Annotated in this window: 13 protein-coding genes and 1 pseudogene; 10 read left to right on the forward strand and 4 right to left on the reverse strand. The window is 57.1% G+C overall.

The genetic code is table 11. The annotated features are described in order from the left end of the window. Nucleotides 1-14: 14 nt before the first annotated feature. The 7 genes from tssM (at nt 15) to BK659_RS16875 (ending at nt 11,567) form a co-directional block, all read left to right on the forward strand. Nucleotides 15-3,548, forward strand: a complete 3,534-nt coding sequence (gene tssM, locus BK659_RS16845; RefSeq protein ID WP_123426151.1) for a type VI secretion system membrane subunit TssM — start codon at nt 15-17, stop codon at nt 3,546-3,548. Then, nucleotides 3,548-4,276 (forward strand): PP2C family protein-serine/threonine phosphatase, encoded by a 729-nt coding sequence (locus tag BK659_RS16850; protein WP_123426152.1) that lies wholly within the window; start codon nt 3,548-3,550, stop codon nt 4,274-4,276. The genes tssM and BK659_RS16850 overlap by 1 nt, the downstream gene beginning before the upstream one ends. After that, the gene (locus BK659_RS16855; protein ID WP_123426153.1) at nt 4,273-5,280 is read left to right on the forward strand and encodes a serine/threonine-protein kinase; all 1,008 of its coding nucleotides are present in this window, start codon (nt 4,273-4,275) and stop codon (nt 5,278-5,280) included. Before BK659_RS16850 ends, BK659_RS16855 begins: the two co-directional genes overlap by 4 nt. 21 nt (nt 5,281-5,301) lie before the next feature. Then, nucleotides 5,302-7,344: a type VI secretion system Vgr family protein gene (locus BK659_RS16860; RefSeq protein ID WP_123426154.1), complete on the forward strand. Its 2,043-nt coding sequence runs from the start codon at nt 5,302-5,304 to the stop codon at nt 7,342-7,344. 53 nt (nt 7,345-7,397) lie between these two features. Next, nucleotides 7,398-10,070 carry a VgrG-related protein gene (locus BK659_RS16865; protein ID WP_259740275.1) on the forward strand — a complete coding sequence of 891 codons (2,673 nt, stop codon included), beginning with the start codon at nt 7,398-7,400 and terminating at the stop codon, nt 10,068-10,070. Then, on the forward strand, nt 10,054-10,884 hold the full coding sequence (locus BK659_RS16870) for a tetratricopeptide repeat protein (RefSeq protein ID WP_123426155.1): 831 nt from the start codon (nt 10,054-10,056) through the stop codon (nt 10,882-10,884). Before BK659_RS16865 ends, BK659_RS16870 begins: the two co-directional genes overlap by 17 nt. Nucleotides 10,885-10,997: 113 nt before the next feature. Continuing rightward, nucleotides 10,998-11,567, forward strand: coding sequence for a lysozyme inhibitor LprI family protein (locus BK659_RS16875; protein ID WP_123426156.1), 570 nt, complete (start codon nt 10,998-11,000; stop codon nt 11,565-11,567). A 235-nt stretch (nt 11,568-11,802) separates the two neighbouring features. On the opposite strand, the gene BK659_RS16880 is transcribed toward BK659_RS16875, so the two are convergent. Next, entirely contained in the window at nt 11,803-12,192 is a 390-nt protein-coding gene (locus tag BK659_RS16880) for a DUF6124 family protein (protein ID WP_123426157.1), read from the reverse strand. 539 nt (nt 12,193-12,731) lie between these two features. On the opposite strand from BK659_RS16880, the gene BK659_RS16885 reads away from it, so the two are divergent. Continuing rightward, nucleotides 12,732-13,115, forward strand: a complete 384-nt coding sequence (locus tag BK659_RS16885; protein WP_071552775.1) for an SCP2 sterol-binding domain-containing protein — start codon at nt 12,732-12,734, stop codon at nt 13,113-13,115. Between the two features lie 45 nt (nt 13,116-13,160). On the opposite strand, the gene BK659_RS16890 is transcribed toward BK659_RS16885, so the two are convergent. Together BK659_RS16890 and BK659_RS16895 are read right to left on the reverse strand one after the other, a co-directional pair. Further along, nucleotides 13,161-13,925: a Fic/DOC family protein gene (locus BK659_RS16890; RefSeq protein WP_123426158.1), complete on the reverse strand. Its 765-nt coding sequence runs from the start codon at nt 13,923-13,925 to the stop codon at nt 13,161-13,163. After that, the gene (locus BK659_RS16895) at nt 13,922-14,179 is read right to left on the reverse strand and encodes a hypothetical protein (RefSeq protein WP_123426159.1); all 258 of its coding nucleotides are present in this window, start codon (nt 14,177-14,179) and stop codon (nt 13,922-13,924) included. Before BK659_RS16895 ends, BK659_RS16890 begins: the two co-directional genes overlap by 4 nt. A 121-nt stretch (nt 14,180-14,300) precedes the next feature. Here BK659_RS16895 and BK659_RS16900 point away from each other — a divergent pair. Both BK659_RS16900 and BK659_RS16905 read left to right on the forward strand, forming a co-directional pair. After that, a pseudogene (locus BK659_RS16900) lies at nt 14,301-14,552 on the forward strand (helicase); the annotation flags it as partial. 206 nt (nt 14,553-14,758) lie between these two features. Next, nucleotides 14,759-16,024, forward strand: a complete 1,266-nt coding sequence (locus BK659_RS16905) for an NHL repeat-containing protein (RefSeq protein WP_123426160.1) — start codon at nt 14,759-14,761, stop codon at nt 16,022-16,024. A 126-nt stretch (nt 16,025-16,150) separates the two neighbouring features. Here the strand turns inward: BK659_RS16905 and BK659_RS16910 are convergent, their stop codons facing one another. Beyond that, nucleotides 16,151-17,551, reverse strand: a complete 1,401-nt coding sequence (locus BK659_RS16910) for an aminoacyl-tRNA deacylase and HDOD domain-containing protein (protein ID WP_123426161.1) — start codon at nt 17,549-17,551, stop codon at nt 16,151-16,153. Between the last annotated feature and the right edge of the window lie 68 nt (nt 17,552-17,619).

Here is a 17,619-nt window from a genome sequence, read left to right on the forward strand (position 1 = left end):
AACAGGGACGTGAGATGAAAAAGTTTTTCAAAAAAGTCGGCGCGTTCCTGCGCAAGACCTGGGTCTGGACCCTGCTGCTGGTGTTGTTCGTCGCGCTGCTGGTGTGGTTCGTCGGACCACTGCTGGCCGTCGATGATTACAAATTTTGGGAAGGCTCGACCTCGCGCCTGCTGACCATCAGCGTGCTGTTCCTGATCTGGGGCCTGACCATGGTCTTCGTCAGCTGGCGCGCCGGTGTGCGCAAAAAAGCCGTTGAAGAAACCGAAGACGGCCAGGACCGTATTCGCCGCGAAGAGCTGATCGACGAGGAACAAAAGGAGCTGCGTGCGCGTTTCAAAGACGCGCTGCGCACCTTGAAAACCTCCAGCCTCTATCGCGGCCGCAGCGAACGCTGGCGCAATGATCTGCCGTGGTACCTGCTGATCGGTCCACAGGGCAGCGGCAAAACCAGCCTGCTGGACTTCTCGGGCCTTGAGTTTCCGATCAACAAGATCGACCGCAAACTTACCCGCGACACCATCGGCACCCGCCATTGCGACTGGTACTTCGCCGATCACGGCGTACTGATCGATACCGCCGGACGTTACCTGACCCAGCCGGACGTGGATGTCGACGGCAGCGCCTGGACCACCTTGCTCGACCTGCTGCGCAAGCGTCGTCGCAACCGTCCGTTGAACGGCGTGCTGGTGACCATTCCCGTTGAATTGCTGCTGAGCGGCACCGAGCAAGACCTCGACACCCTGGCGCGTCAGGTGCGTGCGCGTCTGCAAGACGTGCATCAAAAACTCCACGTCGACCTGCCGATCTATCTGGTGCTGAGCAAGGCCGACCAGTTGCTGGGCTTCGACGAGTTCTTCGATCAGCTGACCCGCGAAGAAAGCGATCAGGTGCTCGGCACCAGCTTCCGCAAAGAGCAAAGCGGCACCGACGTGGCCGTGCTGCGCTCGGAGTTCGAAGAGCTGCTGCGTCGTCTCAACAGCCAGGTGATCATGCGCATGCACCAGGAGCGCGACACCCAGCGCCGTGGTCGCATCCTCGACTTCCCGCATCAACTGGGGCAGATCGGCGAGCGTCTGTGCCTGTTTGTCGACATGGCGTTCACCGGCAACCGCTACCAGCGCGTCAGCCAGTTGCGCGGTTTCTACCTGACCAGCGCGCCGCACCTGAAGCAACAGATGGACCAAAGCACCGCCGGCATCGGCGCCAGCCTGGGCATCAACAGCGGCGTATTGCCGACCTTGCGCAGTGGTCGCTCGCGGTTCATCCACCACTTGCTCAGCCGGGTGATTTTCCCCGAGGCCGATCTGGCCGGTCTGGACAAGCGCGAGCGCAGCCGCATCCATTGGGGCCAGCGTGCGTTGTACGTCGGCGCACTCGCAGCACTGGGTCTGTTTGGCTTGCTCTGGGCCACCGGTTTCTCGGCCAACTACGAACGCCTGGAACACCTGCGTTCGCTGGCGCAAACCTGGAGCCAGCAGCGCTCGGCACTGACCGCTCGCGATGACGCGATGGGCGTGCTCAAAACCCTCGACACCAGCTATGAAGCGACCAAGGTATTCCCGCCTAAAGGCGATGTGTCGATGTTCGAGCGCGGAGGTCTGTATCAGGGCAACGAGAGCAACCCGGTGGTCAAGGACGCGTATCAGCGTGAACTTGAAACCCAGCTGCTGCCACGCGTAGCGCAACTGCTCGAAGGGCAGATCCGCAACAACATGAAGGACCGCGATCGCCTGCTCAACAGCCTGCGCGCCTACCTGATGCTGAACATGAAGGACCGTCGCGATCCGGCGTGGCTGCAAGATTGGCTGGCGCAGGACTGGTCCGTCCGTTACGCCGGCAACACCGCAGTGCAGAACGGTCTGAACGGGCACTTCGAACGCCTGCTCAAGCAGCCGTTTATCTACCCGCTCAACGATGCGTTGGTTGCCCAGGCGCGTCAGGTTCTGCGCAGCGAATCGCTGGCCACCGTGGTCTACCGGATGCTCCGCGAGCAGGCTCGCAATCTGCCGGAATACCGCTTCAGCCAACACCTCGGTCCGCAGGGCGCGTTGTTCGTCGGCACCGATTACGCGATTCCGGGGTTCTACACCCAACAGGGTTATCAGCAGTACTTCTCGGTCCAGGGCTCGGCACTGGTCACCGATATCCTGCGTGACAACTGGGTGCTGGGCGAAGGCTCGGGCATGAGCGGCATGGACTTGCGCCGCCTGATGGTCGAACTGGAGCAACTGTACTTCCGCGACTACGCCAACTTCTGGAGCGAAGCGGTCGGTCAGGTGGCGTTGCAGCCGATCAACAGTGCCGGTGAAGGTGCTGAACAACTGGCCGGGCTGACGTCCGCCAACTCGCCGATCCTGCAGATGCTGGTGGAAGTGCGTGAGAACACGCGTTTCCCGGCCGCCGTCGACAACACTGAAGATGCGACGGACGCGGCGGAAAAACTGCTCGCCAAGAAGGGCGGCGCGTTGGGTAAGGTCGCCGCAGCCGCGGCTGGCAAGGCGGGCGATGCATTGGCCGCCAAAAACCTGCCAGACACCGCGAAGAAATCCCTGCAACGGCGCTTCGAACCGCTGCACCGTTTGCTCGATGACAACAACGGCCCGGCCGCCGACCTGACCCCGGCTCTGCAAGCGCTGAACGACCTGCAACTGCAACTGGCCAGCCTGGCACGCGCCAGTGCCCCGGATCAGGCGGCGTTTGAAATGGCCAAGACCCGCATGAGCGGCCAGCGCGATGCGTTGAGCAACTTGCGCAACGCTTCGGGCCGCCTGCCGCGTCCGGTCAGCGTGTGGTTCAACGTCCTGGCCGAAGACACCTGGCGTCTGGTGCTCAACGATTCCTACCAGTACCTCAACCAGCGCTACCAGAGCGAGCTGTACAGCTTCTATGGCAAGGCGATCAACAAGCGTTATCCGTTCAACGCCCACAGCACCAGCGACGTCGCCATCAGCGACTTCCGCGAGTTCTTCAAGGCGCAGGGCATCGCCGATCGCTTCTTCGAAAACTACATGCGGCCTTTCGTCAGCGGTGATCCGGGCAACTACCGCCTGCGCAGCATCGACGGTCACAGCTTGCCGATGTCCAAGGTCTACCTCGACCAAATGGCCGCGGCCCAAGTGATCCGCCAAAGCTTCTTTGCCGAAAACCCAGCCGAGCCGCAGGTGCAGTTCAAACTGGAGCCATACACCCTCGACCCGGCCGTCAGCCGTTCCGAGTTCCGCTTTGGTGACAAGACCATGGAATACCGCCATGGCCCGATCGTGCCGGTGGCCTTCAAATGGCCAACCGACGCGGAAGACGGCCGCACCAGTCTGGTCCTCGAAAAAATGGCCGGCCGCCCGATTGGCATCGAGAAAAACACCGGCCCATGGTCGTTGTTCCGTCTGTTCGATTTGATGCAGACCGAATACCTGACCGGTCGCGACGTGCTGGTGCTCAAGGCTGATGTGGGTGGCCTGCGCGCCAACTACCTGCTGATGAGCCAGCGCACGCCGAACCCGTTCGACATGGGCGTGTTGCGCACGTTCCGTATGCCGGTGCAGCTCTGATGCTGGTTGCCAGCCCCTGGCGTAGCGCGGCGCGTACCGATCCGGGCAAGGTTCGGGCGCGCAACGAAGATGCTTTCCTCGACAGCCCAGAGCATGGTCTGTGGGTGGTCGCGGACGGCATGGGCGGTCATCAGGGTGGCGACATCGCCAGCCAGTTGATCGTCGCCAGCCTGGCGGAATTGCCCGTCGAAGACAGCTTCGACGAGCGGCTCAAAGGCGTGCGCCAGTGCCTGCACTGGCTCAACCGCCGCTTGGGCCAGGAATTGACCGTCACCGCCGGGCGCCATGACAGCATCATGGGCAGCACGGTGGTGGCGTTGTTGGTGGACGGCAATCGCGCAGCCTGCATCTGGGCCGGCGACAGCCGTTGTTATCTGTGGCGTGGACAGCGCTTGTATCAGCTGTCCAAGGACCATTCGCTGATGCAGCAACTGATTGACGAACAACAGATGAGCATCGAGCAAGCCAAGGCTCATCCGGCCGCCAGTGCCTTGACCCGTGCGGTCGGGGCCAGCGAGCAATTGACCCTGGACGTGCTCGAACTCGAGGTCTATCCCGGTGATGCGTTCCTGCTGTGCAGCGACGGTTTGTATCAAGGCTTGAGCAGCGACGCGCTGGGCAACGCCTTGAGCCTGACCGCGCCGCACGTGGCGCTGGAGCGCTTGTTCGACGGCGCGTTGCGCGGGTCGGCGCGGGACAACCTGACTGCCGTGGTGATCCGCCAATGAGTGAACTCAAACCGGTGCTCGACGAGCTGCTGGTTGGCGACATCGATGCCGCCAACCTGACCTACTTTGCCTTCGCCAAACCCCATGCAGCGCCGCGTGCCGTGGCGCCGACCCGGGCCAGCGTTGGCGCGTTGCCGGACGTGCTGGCGGGGCGTTACCGCATCGAGCGTTTGCTCGGTGCCGGTGGCATGGGCGCGGTGTATCGCGCACGGGACCTGCTGCACGAACAGTTCGGTGACCCCGACCCGTATATAGCGCTGAAAATCCTCAGCGAAGAATTTGCCGAATCGCCGGACGCCAGTGCCTTGCTCTACAGCGAGTTCGCCCTGACCCGGCGCCTGCGCCACTCCAACGTGCTGCGTTTGCACACCTTTGAAGTGGACACCGAGTGCCAGCGCGCCTTTATCACCATGGAACTGATGCGCGGGCTGACCCTGGACAAACTGCTCTGCGAGCGGCCCTTGGGCCTGCAGTGGCGAGAATTGCGTGACATCGCGCTGCCGCTGCTCGACGCGTTGGCGTATGCCCACGGTCGCGGCGTGCTGCACGGTGATTTGAAACCGAGCAACGTGATGCTCAGCGAGGAGGGCGTGCGCTTGTTCGACTTCGGCCTCGGCCAGGCCGAGGAGGGCGTATTGCCCGGCCTGCCGCACTTGAGCCGCAGCCGTTTCAACGCCTGGACCCCGGGCTACGCCGCGCCGGAATTGCTGGAAGGCGCACCGCTGACCGCCAGCGCCGACCTCTTCGCCGTGGCCTGCGTGATCTATGAATTGGCGGGCGGTAAACACCCGTTCCGCCGCTTGCCGTCGACCGAGGCCCGCGACGGCGACCTCGAACGCGAGCTGCATGCACCGAGAAATCTACCGAAACACTGCTGGCCGGCGCTGCGAACGGCGCTGGCTTTCGATGCGGCGCAACGCACCGTGACTGCCGCACAACTGCGTGACGCCCTAGGCGCCACTTCCTCCTGGCTGCAACGCCGGCTGCATCGGCGCAACGGATGACTACCGAACAGGGAGCAAGCAATGTTCAACCCTTCTAACGAAACCCATTTCAGCCTGACCGTGGCTGACTTCCAGGGTGACCTGCAAGTGCTGTCGTTCACCGGCACCGAAGGCATCAGCCAGACCTTTCGTTTTGACTTGGAACTGGTCAGCGAAAACCCCGATCTGGACCTCGAGACGCTGCTGCACAAGCAGGCGTTTCTGGCGTTCGATCCCAAAGGCAGTGGCATTCACGGGCAGATCTACCGCGTTGCCCAAGGCGATGCCGGCAAGCGCCTGACCCGCTACAAAGTGTCGCTGGTGCCGCAACTCGAATACCTGCGCCACCGCACCAACCAGCGCATTTACCAGCAGATGTCGGCGCCGAAAATCATCGCGCTGATCCTCGAAGAACACGGCATCAAGGGCAACGCCTACAGCTTCCAGCTGAGCCAACCGTGCCCGGATCGCGACTACTGCGTGCAGTACGACGAAACCGACCTGCATTTCGTCCAGCGGCTGTGCGAGGAAGAGGGCATTCACTACCACTTTCAGCACGACGCCAAGGGCCACAAACTGGTGTTCGGCGACGACCAGACCGTGTTCCCGAAACTCGGCCAGCCCACCGCCTACGTGCAGGGCAGCGGCATGGTCGCCGACGAGCCGGTGATCAAAGGCTTCACCCTGCGCCTGGAAACCCGCACCAACCGCACCACGCGCCGCGACTACGATTTCGAGAAGCCGCGCCTGCAACTGGAGGCGGCCTACAAACCCGATGGCAAAAGCGACGAGCCGGACCTGGAAGACTACGACTATCCGGGCCGTTTCACCGAGCGCGCACGCGGCAAGTTCCTCAGCCAGCGGGCGCTGGAACGCCACCGCGCCGACTACCAGCAAGCCGAAGGCCATGGCGACCAGACCACCCTGGTTAGCGGCCACTTCCTGGAAATCTCCGATCACCCACGCACCGAGTGGAACGACCTCTGGCTGCTGACCGAAGTCATCCACGAAGGCAAGCAACCGCAAGTCCTCGAAGAGTCGGTGACCAGCGACACCACCGCCAACAAGGACGACTTCCACCAGGGCTACCGCAACCGCTTCCTCGCCACCCCGTGGGACGTGTTCTACCGCCCGGCGTTGCTGCACCCAAAACCCCGAGTGCTCGGCAGCCAGACCGCGCAAGTCACCGGCCCCAAAGGTGAAGAAATCCACTGCGACCAGTATGGCCGCGTAAAAGTGCAATTCCACTGGGACCGCGAAGGCCTGGCCGACGACAAAACCAGCTGCTGGCTGCGCGTCTCCAGCAGCTGGGCCGGCGACCGCTACGGCGCCATCGCCATCCCGCGCATCGGCATGGAAGTGCTCGTCACCTTCCTCGAAGGCGACCCCGACCAACCGCTGGTGACCGGCTGCCTGTACCACACCGAAAACCAGGTGCCGTACGCCTTGCCGGCGAACAAAACCCGCACCGTCTTCAAAACCCTCAGCTCCCCCGGCGGTGGCGGCTACAACGAACTGCGCATCGAAGACAAAAAAGGCGCCGAACAAATCTTCATCCACGCCCAGCGCGACTGGGATGAAAACATCGAACACGACCAGAAAATCCGCGTCGGCAACGAACGCCACGACACCGTCGAAAAGAACACCTACACCGAACTCAAAGCCGAAGAACACCGCACCACCATTGCCGACCGCAAAGTCGAAACGCGGATGGACGACCACCTGACCATCGGCCAGAACCAACACATCAAACTCGGCACCGCGCAGCTCACCAGCGTCGGAAGAGAAATCCACCTCAAGGCCGGCGACAAAATGGTCATCGAGGCAGACTCGGAACTGACCATCAAGGGCGGTGGGAGTTTTATCAAGCTGGATGCCGGTGGCGTGACGGTCGTTGGGCCTGTTGTGAAGATTAATGCTGGGGGCTCGGCGGGGAGTGGGACGGGGATTGGTATTAAGCCGCCGGTGCTGCCGGGGGCGGCGGATAAGGATAAGGCGGGGAGTTTGATGGATCAGGCGTTGGGGAATGCGCCTGAGGAACAGATCAAACGCAAACCGAAACGAATGCTCAATTTTTCCGGCTAACAGACACCGACGGCACTCCAAGCCACCAGGGATCAGGATTCAGGTAATTGGTAATGACTGAAACAACCAGCAAAGTAGAGAGATGGTCGTACCCCTTCAAAGTAGAGGGGGCAGAAGCGAAGGATCCGCAGCAGTATTACAAGGCATTGGCGAAAGCCAAGGATGGTTACTACCCATTGGGTTCCAACGGCCTTTGGCACGGTGGTGTTCACTTCGACGAGGCCACTGGTCTGGTGGTGGGGGACAAGGCTGAGGTCCGCTGCATTGCGGATGGCGAGGTGGTTGCCTATCGCATTGATGAGGTTTATCCAAAATCAGATTTCGGCTCGACGCACTCAGTCTTTTCAACAGGTTTCGTGTTGGTTAAACACCGTTTGGAGGTTCCCGTGCCTCCTGCGCCAGCACCTGCCCCTGGTGCGCAACCTGCGGCAGCGGCGCCTGGGCCAAGTCTGACCTTTTTTAGTCTGTATATGCATTTGCTGGATTGGGACAGTTATCGTTTAACCCCCGATTTAGGACGGCCCGCGTTCTGGAGTGGTGGTACATGTCAGGTCAAGGCATCAGCTAATGACAAAATTCTAGGACTGAGGGTTCGACAGGGGCCGAAGAATTCACCTGGTTACGGCAATGTGTTAACCGTATTGCCTCGCGGCACACTCGTAGAGACGGGTGAAGAGGATCACGGCTGGCTCAAGGTGGTGAGTGTCACTCCTGCTGATGCCAGTCTCCCCCCAGGAACTGGGTGGGTCTACAAAAGAGAAATGACGGCTGGTGCAACACCTAACAGCTACGTCATAGGCGTTGCAGCGAAAGACGAAATGACCCCGCCCCAAAAAGGCCTTGCCGTTCATGCAAGTGCTAACCGGACAAGCGCCACAACGGCCATTTTGCCGATTGGGACTCAAGTAAAAATCGGGAATGACGGGGCAAATGCTGAATACCAGAAACTGATAGAAATTGTCAGCGGTAGCTCTATTCCCGCTCTGACCGCTAGCAGCGGGATACTCGGTTACATCCGGAAGAGTTTGCTTGAAACGAAAGTTGAGCCAGCTGAGAAGAATACGGTTCATCTGTTGGAGCGACCATTTCCTATAAAAGCTGGCAGCCTGATTGGTCATGTAGGGAAATATCAGAATCACTCGGACTCCGCACCGAAGAATTTACTGCATTTGGAAGTGTTCAGTTGCGAAGACGTCAAGGCGTTTACTGAACAAAGCAAACCCAAGGCCATCAGTCTGCCTGACACTGGCAAAACGATGGTCAAAGTCCCCAAAAACACCATGCTGATAACCCATGTGCAAGGCATGAGCGCCACGAATCCCCCCAAGGTGTCCGACGCAGGCACGAAGACTGGTTATGATTTGTTTATTCCGGTGGGTGTATTGGAAGCTCTCCCGGCAGATAAAAAAATCAAGGTACCTGTTGTGATGGGTAGTTCTACGACCACCACACTTTGGTGGCGCTTGGACGGCTTGCTTGCCGACGAGCATGGCAACGGTATCAGCGGTTGGTTTTCAGAGCCGGATATCAAGCTGTCGCGCCACTCACCCTTTGAGTGGGAAGGCTTTACCTTCATCGAAGAAACCGTCAGTAATGTGGACCACTTAGCTGCATTTCTTCATGCGCAGGAAAGTCTGAATGAAGAGGAACGTGCTGCTTACCTGCCAAACGTCGGAAACGCTGACGATAGTCTTGCGAAGAAGCAGTTGTATAAAATTCTCGATAAAAATGGTGATAGCAAACTCAAGCCTGAAGAAATAACAGAGGCTCTCGGCAAGGCTTGGTTCTCTCAACCAATTTCTCAGATGGTTACGCGCTACGAGAGCGAGTGGCAATACAAGTCAGAAAAGTGGGATGCCCTAGATGAGTTGATGGGGCATAACGACTCGGATCCGCATAAGGGATGGGTTGAAGAGAAGGCACGGATTGAGCGTTTGAGTTGGTGGGATAAGCTGGTTGGGAAGCATGGAATTACAGGTGATGTAAATGTGCAGCACATTCATCCAGTAGGTCTCTTGGGTAATTTCTACATATCGCGTATAAGGCGAGACTTTGATCTGGGTGGGTTATCAAGTACTTATGAAACCGGTGGTCGAGGCTCAAGAACTATATCCGGCGGGGCGGGGGATGCCGGTGGCGTGTCCTACGGGTCTTACCAAATGACCAGCCAAGTAAAATTGGCTGACGGTACAATAATAAATGGAGGGACAGTAAAAAAATTCGTGAATTGGAGTGGTATGCCGTGGACAAGCGAATTCACCGGATTAACACCCGGTTCCAGCGCATTTTCTGATAAGTGGAGAGAGCTTGTTGACACTAAAGGTCAAGAGTTTATAGATATAGAGCATGAGTTCATAAAAGTAACGCACTTCGATGTCCAGATACAAAAAGTTATTACTGATTCGGGTATTGATCTGCGATACCACTCTCACACTATAAATGATGTGGTGTGGTCGACTGCGGTTCAACAGGGGCCGGGCGCCTCAATAATAGTAAATGCAATTAGTAATATTGGAATACCTCATGAGGAAACAAAACTCTACGATACCAAGTTGATCGATGCCATCTACAATGAGCGGGGTAGAAAAATTGTCGGCGGTGAAAAAAATGGTCAGCTGTATTATTTTTCGAAGAATTCGATTGCGGTACAAGAAGGTGTAGCTAGTAGGTTTGTTTCAGAAAAAGCCAAAGCACAGGAGCGTTTGACAAATGAAAGTGGTTACTAATTTTCTGGTATTGGCTTTTGCTCTACTTTTTGCCAGTTTTTCGATGGCACAAAATAATTTATCGCTATACATCTCTTCATTAGGGAGTGCAGCAATAACACAAACTGATGGAAAAATTTCCTTGCTCGTTCTGGCGGGTGGTAATGACCAAGGTGAGGCGACGGCAGGAAGTTGTGTAATTGGGGCGAATTTGACAAAGACAGAGGGTGGATTCAGTGGTGCACTCTCGCCTATTAGTACTGGAATTAATAGCTACAACGATGAGCAGGCACAAGGGAAAAAAGTTTCAATTGAGCAACGTATAGGGTCGATAGTCATTAGTGATGTGGACTACATCGGGATATGTAGTTTGGATACTGGCTTGATAAATATTTATAAAGAAGTTCATAGGGATGATGAGGGTTATAAGTCTTTGTACGCGGAGATGATTAATCTTGCTCACGAGGATTCGCTATTTTTGTATAAGAAAGGAATGAAGTCGGAGGCTGTGGCTGAACTGGCTCCTTATGCAGGTTACTATCAGAGTAATTGGCTGGCGGATAAAAATTTAGCAGGTGTGGTAATCCCAGCGTTAAACGACTATGCCTATTTTTTACAAGAAAATAATCAGGCGGCAGACTCTATACCTATTTTGAACGATATTGTCGGGGCTGCCCCGAAAAGAGCGGTGGCTTGGCTCAATCTCGCGGATTCTAATTGGGCTGTCGGTAAGCAAGAAGAGGCCAAGGCGCAATATAAAGTGTATGGAGATCTCATGGCGAAGAGCAATCAAAAGTCCAAAGTCCCCAAGAGGGCAATAGAGCGAATTAACTAACCACCAAAAGAAGGTGGAGTTGTTTGTAGAAATGTTAGGGGCCTGCCACGATTTTGGTTGAGGGGAAACGTGGTCTGCTCCTCGATTTCTGATAATTAAGAGAAGTCATCATATTGCGCCTGATCGTTCATAGCCTTATTGCCGGGTTGTTTGCTGTGTTAATAGCCAATAGCGCAGTAGCATCGAGTACGTGCAACCCTGACAGCTTGACCAACCCGGACATCATTACCTGCTCTCAGCAGGCGCTCGATCGGTTGGACCGTATGCTTAACGAACAATACAAGGTGCTGGTTGGCGAGTCTTCCAGCCCTCAGAAAACTGATTTGCTGTCGGTCCAGAGAAGTTGGCTGACCTTCAGGGATCAGTACTGTGAAGACGTTTATCAAAGCAGTTTTCCTGGGCAGGAGGCGCCCATCGACAGGATTGCCTGTTTGAAGCAACTCACCAGTGCGCGGGTCAATGAGCTGGTGTACCTGCGGAGCGGTTTTGTCGGGGATGGTTTTTACAAGGTTATCGCCGTGCTCGGGGCACAGAGTGGTCAGCCATTCCAGGTGCTGGCGGCCGGTGTAAATCCTCAGTGGGACGAGTACGCCAACAAACACTGCGCGATGACTCGAACCCTGTTGCGTGAAGACACGTCGCGGTGCCTCGCCAGAATGCAATTTCATCTGCCAATCAACTGATGGTCTGGCCTTGGGGAGCGATACCTATGAAGAGTGAACCCTAAGGGCGGGTTACGAATTTTTGAAGATAAACGTGGGCCGCTTCTTTCTGCTTCGTGCGGGAATGATATTCCGTCCCCACCGACGCCATCGCAGGCAAGCCTTGCTCCTACAATGGATTCGCGTCGACCACATCAACTGTGACCGACCCACAACCTGAAGAAGCAAGGCTTGCCCGCGATGGCGTTTTTAGTTGTTAACTCTTAACCCGATACTCCACCGGATTCGGTGGATCGAGGTTGTCCATGGCGCGGTCAATCAGCAGTTGTGCGCCTTCGGCCATACGGTAGATGGCGAGGGCGACGTTGCGGCGGGAGCCTTCGATTTCGAAGGCGAGGTCGCCAGCGATGGCTTTGATGGAGGCGATGTCTTCGGAGGCGTTGGCCAGGAGGCTGTCGGTGTCGACGTCTGGGGCGACGATGAAGAGTTGGCCTTTGCGGGCGTCGGCCAGGTGGATTTTGTGGCGTGGTGGGATCAGGTGGTGGTCGAGGGCGCGTTCGGCGGCTTCGTGGAGTTTTTTCGAATCGAGGGATTCGTAGGGGGAGGTGGTTGGGTCTTCTGGTGGATTTGGTGTTGGCTTGATCATTAGGTGTCTTCCGGTAATTGGAGCTGACACCGTTTCGCTTGCGCTTCGAAAGTGGTGGCAACTGTGCATAGGTGTGCAAGACCGGCCCGGAGATACCAGCAGACCCGAAGGTCTCCCATACACAGTCGCCATAACGATTCGCGAGCATAAGAAAATGCTCGGTCATTAGCCATAACCAATTGTGTTCCAGGGCGGACTTGCACGTCCGTGTCACCGTTTTTTGGTGACAGGGTGAGACTAGCCCTGACTCGCAGGCCGGGATAGTTACCGAACACCGCTACAACTTGAAGGAAATGTCCGAGGCCAATGGGGCGGGGATTGGGTCGGGACCGGGTTGTCTGGTTTTACGACCGCTTCGCGGCCGAACGCAGCCTTCGGCAGCTGCTACAGGGGGGAGGTTTTGGGGCTTTTGGAAGTGTGACTTGGTGGTCATCGTGCGTAAAAAGCGCTTCATCTTCTGCTAACGCTGCGCAACGGTGGCGTTCTGGTTTTAAGCGGCTACACTGCGCCAGCGTTCATTTTTCTTTTGGGGCTTGAGCATGAAATTTCGTTTTCTTCTGTGGATGATGGGCTTGCTGATGCGCAAGGCCAGTCGGACTAATCCGGCGTTTCAGCAGCAGTTGGGTGATAAAGAATTGGTGTTCCAGTTGCAGACGCTGGACGGCAAGGTGGCGCGGCACTTCGTGGTGAAGGATCAGCGCATTAGCAGCAAGGCCGGGGTGTATGCCGAGCCGGCGTTTGCGATTGCCTTTAAAGATGCGGCTTACGGCTTTGCCACGATGCAGGCGAAGAACAAGCAGTTGGCGTTCATGACCGGGATTCAGGACAAGTCGATTCAGATCAAGGGCAACCCGGCGCTGGTGATGTGGTTCCAGGGGCTGACCAAGTATTTGAAGCCGAGGAAGGCCAAGCCTAAGGCGTGAGGTCTTTCAGGTAGGCGGAGATTCTCCGCGAGCACGTTCGCCTCTTCAGTCATCCGATTCAGGAGGCTCCTGGGTGTCGAGTGGCTGTGCTCTGTATGTTTTGTAGATCTGCTGGACTTCCGGGTTGTCCAGGCTCGCGTAGGTGATGCCTTCCTTGTCCAGGCCATCGAGGCCCCTGATGCCACTGATGGTCGCTGGCCACTCGTCGCGACTGGATATGTCGACTATGAACGGTTTCAGGTAGTTATCGAGATGCCTCTCGCGAGGCTCTCGGATCTCGTCGCTGAGTGCCCGCAGGTAGTCGTCCTTGCTTGTCCTTGACCAGTCGATGGCGAACCTGGCCCGATAGGAGAGCTCCATGAAGACTAATAGAATCGTGCGCCCGTTGCCGTCCAGGAAGGGGTGTGCGAAAGCCAGCTGGCCCATGACCCCGCCAGGGTGGCCTCTGAAATGTTTTTTGTCTGCTGCCAGCTCAAGTGCATAGTCGACAGACATCTTGATGGAGTTCGGGTGCTCGAAGACGGTGCTTCTGGGGTCGTCGTGTGAGCCTTTGAAGACTGCCAGGTGAGGCACGAGCTCATTCCGGTCTTTTCCTGCCCAAGGATAGAAGCCGGAGAACAGGATTTTGTGAACGCTGAGTACTGTCTTGTAGTCGACGGGCTTCTTCTTGGCCAAATAGGCAAGTGCCTCTTCGATACTCAATTCGAACGAAAAATGCTCTGACTCTTTTACTTCAGTGGGATCCTTCAGCTGCAGCGAATTTTGAAGGTATCCAGCCGTTTCGAAATCGCCGAACGGATCAAAAGTCATGCGCTACGTTTCTGGGAACGCCTTTCCTGAAGGTAGCGTCCCTGGAGCGCCAGGGTCTCGGATTTGCTCAGAACGCCTTTTTTCTTGAGATTGACGAGCAACTGTTCAACGCCATCCAACTCGACGACGTCGCCAGCCAAACGGGTAATGGTCATGGCCATACGACTCATGCCGTCACGTTCAGCAGTGACCTTGTGATCTTTTGCAAGCTCGCGGACTTGACTTGCAACACTGACAGCGGCTGTTTGGGTCATCGGAAAGCCCTCTATTTGCCGTCAAATCATAGCAGGGCGCTTGTTTTTTGTCTTCGTGGGCGCATAGGCCGAGATCGATGGAAAGAGCCCTTCAAGTACCCTTCAAAGAGGTATTTTCCGTAGCCGAGAATTTCGGGTGAAAGATCCGCACATCACTAGCAAGGCTGGGGAGCATGCCGCCCCGGCGTTTGCGATTGCCTTTAAAGATGCGGCTTACGGTTTTGCCACGATGCAGGCGAAGAACAAGCAGTTGGCGTTCATGACCGGGATTCAGGACAAGTCGATTCAGATCAAGGGCAACCCGGCGCTGGTGATGTGGTTCCAGGTGTTGGCCAAGTATTTGAGGCCTAGGAAGGTCAAGCCTAAGACTTGAGGTCTTTCAGGTAGACCGGGGTGGATTCATCGCGAGCAGGCTCGCTCCCACAAAAGGCCCATACGGTGGCTCACTGCGTCAGTGATCAGGCTCGCGAAGACATTCTAACTGTCATTTCTGACAGGTTATGGCTGCTGTGCCTACGTGCTCAACTGTGGTCGAGATGCCCTACTGGACATCCTTTCAATCACTCAGGGAGCACAGTCATGAATCAGATGGCAGGAACGAAAGCAGCAGGCACTCTTGATCCGTCCTTTGGTAACGGTGGTGTTGTGGCAGCGCCGGGGGGGACGAAATCAATTGCCGTCCTACCGAATAACAAGCTAATCGTTCTTACAGGCGCCAGCCTCCGTGAGCCGCTTACGGTGGCACGATTAACTGAGGCGGGAGAGCTTGATCCATCGTTTGGGAACGGTGGTGTGGTTGAAATCCCTATTACTGGATATTCCATGCTGGCAAGTCACATTATTGCGCTGGAAAATGGCAATTACCTGATCTCGGGTTACGAATCTGGTACGGCTCCCACCAGAAAGTATGTATGTCGGCTATTGGAAAACGGTCAACTGGATGCCTCCTTTGGAGAGGCAGGTATGGCCACGATTCAAATTACGGATATTGCAGGTGTCGATATTGGAGAGGGCGCCAGGTTTATTAATAGCGGTGAAGAGGAAGTGGCTGGTAATGCGGTTTTTTTTAGCAGCGACCGGATAGTCGTCTCCGAGCAGAACGCCAAAATCTATTTGAGCGCTCATATTTATACCGAAAAAAGAGGCTTTGAAGGGATTGTGTTTCGTCTTAACGAAAATGGTTCTCGGGACACAAGCTTTAATGGCGGTTATGTATTGATTCCGACTCCAGATTTGGCTTCTAACATTTACCTCATATCTTTAACACTCCAAAGGGACGGTGTGCTGGTTGCTGGAGCGTTCGCGACTGCGGGTCCCCGCGGAAATGCTTTTCTGAGCCGCTATGACCAAAGTGGAAATCTCGATGTTTCGTTCGGTGAGCGGGGAATGGTGATCATCCCCAATGGCACCGATGGCCGAACGTCTAAGATTACCTCCGTGGTGGTAAGTGGTAATGGTCTGATTGTAGCGTCTGGTGAATCAGGCAAAGGTGGTGAAAAGGAAGGTTTGATAGCTGTTCTTAATCCTAATGGTGGTTTCAATCTTATCTTCAACAAAGGGCAACCCTTGTACGCCGCTTTCTTGCCCGATTTGGTTTTCTCGACGATTGTTTTGCAGCAGGACAGAAAGATCATAGTGACTGGATCGGGCGACGGGGGCTATCTGGTGGCCGCGCGTTATGAGCTTGACGGCTCTCTCGATCTGACGTTTGGAGGCGAAGGCTGGGTCGTCTTCCACCATAGTGGGACCCTGGCTGCTGTAAGCAGCGAGTTAACGCCAGATAACAAAGTTGTTGTTCTTGGGACGAGGACTTTTGAGAGGTATGCGGTGCGATACCTGGGATGATATTGAGGTGTGAAGTTGGGGTCAGTTAGACCGGGGTGGATTCATCGCGAGCAAGCCCGCTCCCACAGGGATCACCTAAACCCTGTGGGAGCGGGCTTGCTTCGGGCGGCGATCCGACGAATGCTTTTAGGCCTGGGTGAATTGCGAGGCGAGTTCGCGCAGCAGGACTTCGGCTTCGAGGACTTTGCTGACGACGTCTTCGGCTTTGTCGCGCGTCAGGCCGAGGCGGTCGAGCAGGGTGTCGGGGATTTCTTCGTCGGGGCCGGAGCCGATGCCGCGGCTGCGCAGCAGGCGCACGGCCAGGCAGACGAGGTTCGGGTATTCGGCGTAGTCGCGGTCGTAGCTTGGGTCGTGCTGGAAGCGCAGCGCGGTGGCCAGTTCGTCGGGCATGTCCCAGTAGCGCATCAGCCACGCGCCGATCTGTTCACGGCTAATGCCCAGCAGGTGTTGTTCGACAAAGCTGTGGCACAGGTGCGGGTTGACCTCCAGGTGGCGGCAGATCAGCGAGAAGTGCGGCGGGAAGACGTGGGCCAGCAGCAAGTAGCCGAAGTTGTGCAGCAGGCCGGCGAGGTAGGTCAGGCCGGCTTCCGGGCGCTGGGCGCGCGGCATGGCGCGGGTCAGGCCTTCGATGACGGCGGCGGTGTAGATCGATTGCTGCCAGTACGGCGTGGTGTGTTGCGGGTGGTCCTTGGGCAGGCTCAGGGTTTTGCCCAGGGCCAGGCCCAGCGCCAGGTTGATCACCAGATCGAAACCCAGCACGCGGACGATTGCGTCTTCCACTGAACGAATCTTGCCCGGCGAGGCGTAGTACGGCGACGCCGCCCAGCTCACCACTTGCGCGGCCAGCGCCGGGTCGGTTTCGACGACGCCGGTGATGTCGTCGATGGTGGCGTTGGGGTCGACCCGCAGCTTGATGATTTTTTGTGCAGTTTCAGCGAGCGGCGGAATCTCGATGGTCGCTTCCAGGCGTTGCTGGATACGCCGTGCCGTGAACGCTTGCACCGCTTGGGTGATTTCCTCGCGGTCATCGTCGGGGCGGTCGAGGTTCGGGCGGATGCTGCTCAGGGCTTCGCCGAAGTTCGCGGCGCTGGCCTTGGTCAGCATGCTCTTGAAGTCTTCGCTGGCGATTTCCAGCAGCACGCCCGTCTCACCCGAGTTGATCAGCAACTGCGGTTCGCGGAGCAGGCTTTCTTCGTACAGGCACGGCGAGCTGGTGAGCGCCGGCAGGCCGGGCAAAAAGCTCAGGTTGTGTTTGCCGAGCATGCGCTCCAGGCGTTCGGTCGGCACGGCGGTGAGCCGGCGGCCGGTGAGTTCTGCGAGGCGGTTGAGGTCCAGCAACTGGCTCTGCGGGAACAGCACCATGAGCGCGCCGACGGCGTCGTCGAGCAACACCGCTTGCACCTTGCGGGCGGGGTTGAGGCCCGGGCGATCGAGCACTTCGGCGTAGCTGATGCCCAGCTTGCCGAGCAGCATCCGGATAACAGACGGGGCGTGCGGGGCTTCGGGTGCGAGGGCAACTTCGGTCATGGTGTGTGTCCGTTTTCAAACAATTGCAGGAGTATAACCAGCTTGTTTAAAACCATCGCCCAGAAACT

It is taken from the genome of Pseudomonas brassicacearum, from assembly GCF_003732225.1.
Classification (GTDB): Bacteria; Pseudomonadota; Gammaproteobacteria; order Pseudomonadales; family Pseudomonadaceae; genus Aquipseudomonas; species Aquipseudomonas brassicacearum_E.